The organism is Streptomyces sp. MB09-02B (genome assembly GCF_033794485.1).
In the GTDB taxonomy this organism is placed as follows: domain Bacteria; phylum Actinomycetota; class Actinomycetes; order Streptomycetales; family Streptomycetaceae; genus Streptomyces.
On the sequence record NZ_JARGEE010000571.1, the window covers coordinates 1 to 4,784 of the forward strand.

General features: G+C 72.9%; 4 protein-coding genes. All 4 read right to left on the reverse strand.

What is annotated here, in order from left to right:
* Positions 1-17: 17 nt before the first annotated feature.
* The 4 genes from P1P70_RS40850 to P1P70_RS40865 all read right to left on the reverse strand — a co-directional run bounded on the left by P1P70_RS40850 (position 18) and on the right by P1P70_RS40865 (position 4,690).
* Positions 18-1,418, reverse strand: a complete 1,401-nt coding sequence (locus P1P70_RS40850) for an alkaline phosphatase family protein (RefSeq protein ID WP_319246981.1) — start codon at positions 1,416-1,418, stop codon at positions 18-20.
* Positions 1,419-1,526: 108 nt separating this feature from the next.
* Positions 1,527-2,762 carry a metabolite traffic protein EboE gene (eboE, locus tag P1P70_RS40855; protein ID WP_319246983.1) on the reverse strand — a complete coding sequence of 412 codons (1,236 nt, stop codon included), beginning with the start codon at positions 2,760-2,762 and terminating at the stop codon, positions 1,527-1,529.
* 10 nt (positions 2,763-2,772) lie between these two features.
* Positions 2,773-3,627 carry a TatD family hydrolase gene (locus P1P70_RS40860; RefSeq protein WP_319246985.1) on the reverse strand — a complete coding sequence of 285 codons (855 nt, stop codon included), beginning with the start codon at positions 3,625-3,627 and terminating at the stop codon, positions 2,773-2,775.
* 247 nt (positions 3,628-3,874) lie between these two features.
* On the reverse strand, positions 3,875-4,690 hold the full coding sequence (locus P1P70_RS40865) for an EboA domain-containing protein (protein WP_319246987.1): 816 nt from the start codon (positions 4,688-4,690) through the stop codon (positions 3,875-3,877).
* Between the last annotated feature and the right edge of the window lie 94 nt (positions 4,691-4,784).

The window sequence follows — 4,784 nt, forward strand, 5'->3', positions numbered from 1 at the left end:
GAGCGGAGGGTGGGTGGTCATGCGTGCGGCTCCTCTTCCGTCAGGCCCGCGAGGCCCAGCAGCAGGGACTTGATCTCGGTGGCGGCGTACGCCTCCCGGGCCGGCTCGCTCGCGGAGCAGAGCAGGACGGGACCGTCGTCGGGGTCGGCGGGGAGGCGGCCGTGGCTGCCGCGTACGCCTGCGGGGTTCAGCGGCACCGTGCTGATGCGGTAGCGGAAGCCCAGCTTCTTGCGGGCGACCTGACCGACGGCGCGCAGCTTCACCGCCGGGACGGTCTCGTCGTAGAGCAGCTCGGCCGGGTCGTAGCCGGGCTTGCGGTGGATCTCGACCTGGCGGGCGAAGTCGGGGGCGCGCTCGTCGTCGAGCCAGTAGTAGTACGTGAACCAGGCGTCCGGGTCGGCGACCGCGACGAGTTCGCCGGAGCGTTCGTGGTCCAGGCCGTGCGCGGCTTTGCCTTCGGCGTCCAACACCTCGTCCACGCCGTCGAGTTCGGTGAGGAGCTTGGCGACCTCCGCGGTGTCGGCCGGGTCCCGTACGTAGACATGGGCCACCTGGTGGTCGGCGACCGCGAAGGCCCGTGAGGTCCAGGGGTCGAGGTACTCCATGCCGTCCTGGGTGTGCACCTGGAGCAGACCGGCCCGGCGCAGGGCGCGGTTGATGTCCACGGGGCGGGAGACGGGTGTGATGCCGTACTCGCTGAGCGCGACCACCGTGGCGCCCTCGCGCAGGAAGTGGTCGAGCAACGGGCGCAGCGCGTCGTCGAGTTGCCGGGCGGCTCGGATCGTGGCGGGTGCGTCCGGGCCGGATCGCTGCGGCTCATAGTCGAGTTGGGGGAGGTAGACGAGGGTGAGGTCCGGGTCGTGCTCGTCGAAGACCTGGCGGGCGGCGCCCAGGATCCACTGGGTGGAGGGCATGCCGGCGTTGGGGCCCCAGTAGGTGAACAGGGGGAACGGGCCCAGGCGGTCGGTGAGTTCGTCGTGCAGGGACGGCGGCCAGGTGTAGCAGTCGGGTTCCTTGCGGCCGTCGGAGTAGTAGACCGGGCGCGGGGTGACGGTGAGGTCGACGTCCGCGCCCATCGCGTACCACCAGCAGATGTTGGCGACTTTGTAGTCCGGGTCGGTCCTGCGGGCGGTCTCCCAGATCTTCTCGCCGCCGACGAGCGCGTTGTGCTGGCGCCACAGCAGCACCTCGCCGAGGTCGCGGAAGTACCAGCCGTTGGCGACCGCGCCGTGCCCGGCGGGTGGTTCGCCGGTGAGGAACGTGGACTGGACCGTGCAGGTCACGGCGGGCAGGACGGGGTCGAGCCGGGCCTTGAAGCCGCGCTCGCCGAGGGCGGCCACGGCGGGCATGTGCGCGAGCAGCTTCGGGGTGAGACCGACGATGTCGAGAACGACGAGCCGGTGGGGTCGGGTGTTCATCGCCGGTGCTCCTTGATGCCGGGTCGAGGGCTCATCGCTGGTTCTCCTTGAAGGGGGGCCGGGGCCGGGGCCGGTCGGAGGCTCCCCGGTGGGGCGGTCGCGGGCTCGTCATCGGTCGTCCTTGAGGCCGAGGCCGGTCAACCGGTCGCGGGCCCAGGCGAGTTCGGCGGCGATGCCGCCCGGCAGGTCGGTGGGCTGTTCGGGGAGGACGGACCAGGTGTAGGTCTCGACCTCGATGTGGTCGCAGGCGGCAGCGGGCGCGCCGAGGAGTTCGGTCAGGACGTGGCCCAGCTGTTCGGCGGTGGTGCGCAGCGGCGGTTCGGGGTCGGCGTGCAGCGGGGCGTGGAAGTGAACGCGCCAGGGGCCGGTGTCCGTGGGCAGACCGCCGTCCAACGCGTGCGGCAGATCGTCGACACCCCGCACCTCCGGCTCCCCCCGCTGGTCTTCGCGGCCCGACTCCTCGGCCGCCGTGCGCTCCTCCGACGTACGCGGCTCCCCGCCCGTCCCCGCGATCGCCGCCGTGCGTGTCTGGTGCAGGAAGCGGGGTTCCGCAAGGCGGTGCAGGGCCGCGCGGGCGGCGGGGTCGGACGGGTCGGCGGCCTCGATCGCGCAGGACGCCTGGAGCTTGACCACCGGCAGCCCGGCCTCGGCCAGGCGGCGCAGGGCCGCGCCGGGTTCCTCGAACTGCACGGCGAGGTGGCAGGCGTCGAGGCAGACGCCGAGCCGTTCGGGGTCGAGGCCGCGCAGCTCCCGTACGGCTTGGGCGGTGGTCTCGACGACGCAGCCGGGCTCCGGCTCGAAGCCGACGCGGACGCGACGGCCTGTGTCCGACTCGATCGTGGCGAGCCCGGCGGCGAGCCGGTCCAGGGCGCGGCGGGCGGTGTCGGAGCGGTCCGGCGGCCAGGGCGTGCGCCAGGCCAGCGGCAGGGTGGAGACGCTGCCGCGCTCCGCGTCGTCGGGGAGGAGCGCGGCGAGGACTCGGGCGCAGTCGAGGGTGTGGCTCAGCCGGGCCTCGTCCGCCCAGTCGGGGAGGTAGACGTCCTTCTTGACCACGTCGCGGTGGAACCCGGCGTAGGGGAAGGCGTTGAGGGTGACGGTCTCCAGGCCCCGGGCGGCGAGTTCGCTCTTCAGGCGTCCCAACTCGCCCGGCTCGCGGGTGAGTCGGGCGACGACGCCCCGGGCGAGCCAGAGCCCGATGCCCAGCCGGTCGACGCCCAGCCGCTCCCGCACCGGTTCGGCGTGGTCGGCGAGCTGGGCGAGGACACCGTCGAGGTCCTCCGCCTGGTGGACGTTGCTGCAGTAGCCGAGGTGGACGGTGGTGCCGTCGGAGTGCCGAAAGCGCATGGGTGGCCCCTCACTCCCCGCCGCGCCGGACGGAGTTGCCCTGGAAGCTCGACTCCTCGTCCGGCTTGGGCTCGTCGAGGTCCAGCCGTCCGCTCTGGCCGTAGAACGCGACAGGGTTGCGCCACAGCACCCGGTCGACGGTGTCGTCGTCGAAACCGGCGGCGAGCATGGCGTCGGCGGTCTTCCGGGTCTTGAGGGGGTCCGAACGCCCCCAGTCGGCGGCCGAGTTGACGAGGACGCGCTCGGTGCCGTGTTCCTGGAGGATGGTCACCATGCGGTCCTCGCTCATCTTGGTCCTCGGGTAGATCGAGAACCCCGCCCAGCAGCCACTGTCGAGGACCATGCCGACGGTCAGCTCGTTGAGGTGGTCGAGGACGACGAGTTCGGGGGCGATGCCCGACTCCCGTACGACGTCCAGGGTCCGGCGGGTGCCGGTGGCCTTGTCGCGGTGCGGGGTGTGCACGAGGGCGGGCAGTTCGTGCTCGATCGCGAGCTGGAGCTGGAGCGCGAGGGCCTCGTCCTCCTCCGGCGTCATGGAGTCGTAGCCGATCTCGCCGACCGCGACCACGCGGTCCTTGGCGAGGTAGCGGGGTAGTTCGTCCAGCACGGGCCGGCAGCGCGGGTCGTTGGCCTCCTTGGGGTTGAGGGCGATGGTGCAGAAGTGCTGGATGCCGAACTGGGCGGCCCGGTAGGGCTCCCAGCCGAGCAGTGCGTCGAAGTAGTCGTAGAAGCTCTCGGGCGAGGTGCGGGGCTGGCCCAGCCAGAACGCCGGTTCGACGACGGCGCGCACTCCGGCCGCGTGCATCGCCTCGTAGTCGTCGGTGGTGCGGGAGGTCATGTGGATGTGGGGGTCGAAGATGCGCACGGCAGGCCTTCTCCTCGAGTGGTCCGGTGAGCCGCGCCGACCGTGGCCGGGGCGGTGACGATGGGTGGAGGCGGCTGGAGGGAGGACACGGTGACCATGCGGTGGCCGTGTCCGTGGGAGGGGGGCGGTGGCTGTGGCGAGGCGGCGGTTACGGAAGACCGCCGTGGTCACGAGTTGCCACGGTCGGGGGGCTGCGGTGGCTGCGGGATGCCGTGCCTACGGGATGCCCGGCTACGGGAGGGCGGGGTCATGAGGGCAGGGTCGTGGGAGGGCGGTGTCGTGGAGGGACCGTGAACCCGTGGAGCGCCGCCAGGGCCCGCTCGGCGGTCTCTCTGCGCTCGGGCGCGGCAGCCCGCGTCTCGGCGGTGAGTCCGTCGGTGAGCCGGTCGGCGGCGGGGAAGGGGAGGACGACGGGCCAGATGTCCGCCGGTACGTCACGCCCGGCGGCGACCCGCTCGTGCGCGAAGTCGGCCAGCATCCGCGCGAGTTCGGCGTCGGCGCGGGCGGGGAGCCCGTCGATCCGGGCCAGTGGGATCTCGTGGAACACGCACTTCAGTACGGCCTGCCGGTACTCGGCGTCCGGCAGCCGGGCGGCCCCGTACGGGCCGAGGGCCGCCTCGATGATGCCGCTGTCGTTGCCCCGCAGGGCCTCTCGGACGAGCGGCAGCGCGAGGTCGCCGAGGGGTTCCCGGGCCGCGTCGCCGCTGTCCTCGGCGGCGAGCAGCGGCAGGGTCCGCAGGACCGCCCGCTGTTCGGCCGGGTCGCCGTGGCGGTGCAGTCCCGCCAGTTCGTCGGCGAGCGGCTGTCCGTCCAGCGGCAGCGCGGTGAGCAGGACGGCGCGGGCGGCCTCGTCGACGGTCCAGCGCGCGTCCAGCCGGGCACGCCCGCAGCGTCTCCGGGCGGCGGGGAACAGCGTGCGTACGGCGGCGGGGCGCTCGGTGACACGGGCCACGGCCTCGTCGAGCCAGGCGCGGGCGGCCGGGTCGAGCGGGTGGTGGGCGAGCAGGGTTCGGGGGTCGGCGAGTTCGACCGTCCCGGAGGGCGGCATTCCGGCGGAGACCATGACGGACAACCTCCTGTGGGATGGAGGGCACGAGGTGGAGGAGGACCTGAAAGGGAGTGCGTGAAGTGAAGGACGTGCGGGTGACATCTTATAA

Coding starts and splice junctions, on each gene's coding strand:
- P1P70_RS40850 (WP_319246981.1), bottom strand. CDS start 1,418: ATGAACACCCGACCCCACCGGCTCGTCGTTCTCGACATCGTCGGTCTC.
- eboE (WP_319246983.1), bottom strand. CDS start 2,762: ATGCGCTTTCGGCACTCCGACGGCACCACCGTCCACCTCGGCTACTGC.
- P1P70_RS40865 (WP_319246987.1), bottom strand. CDS start 4,690: ATGGTCTCCGCCGGAATGCCGCCCTCCGGGACGGTCGAACTCGCCGAC.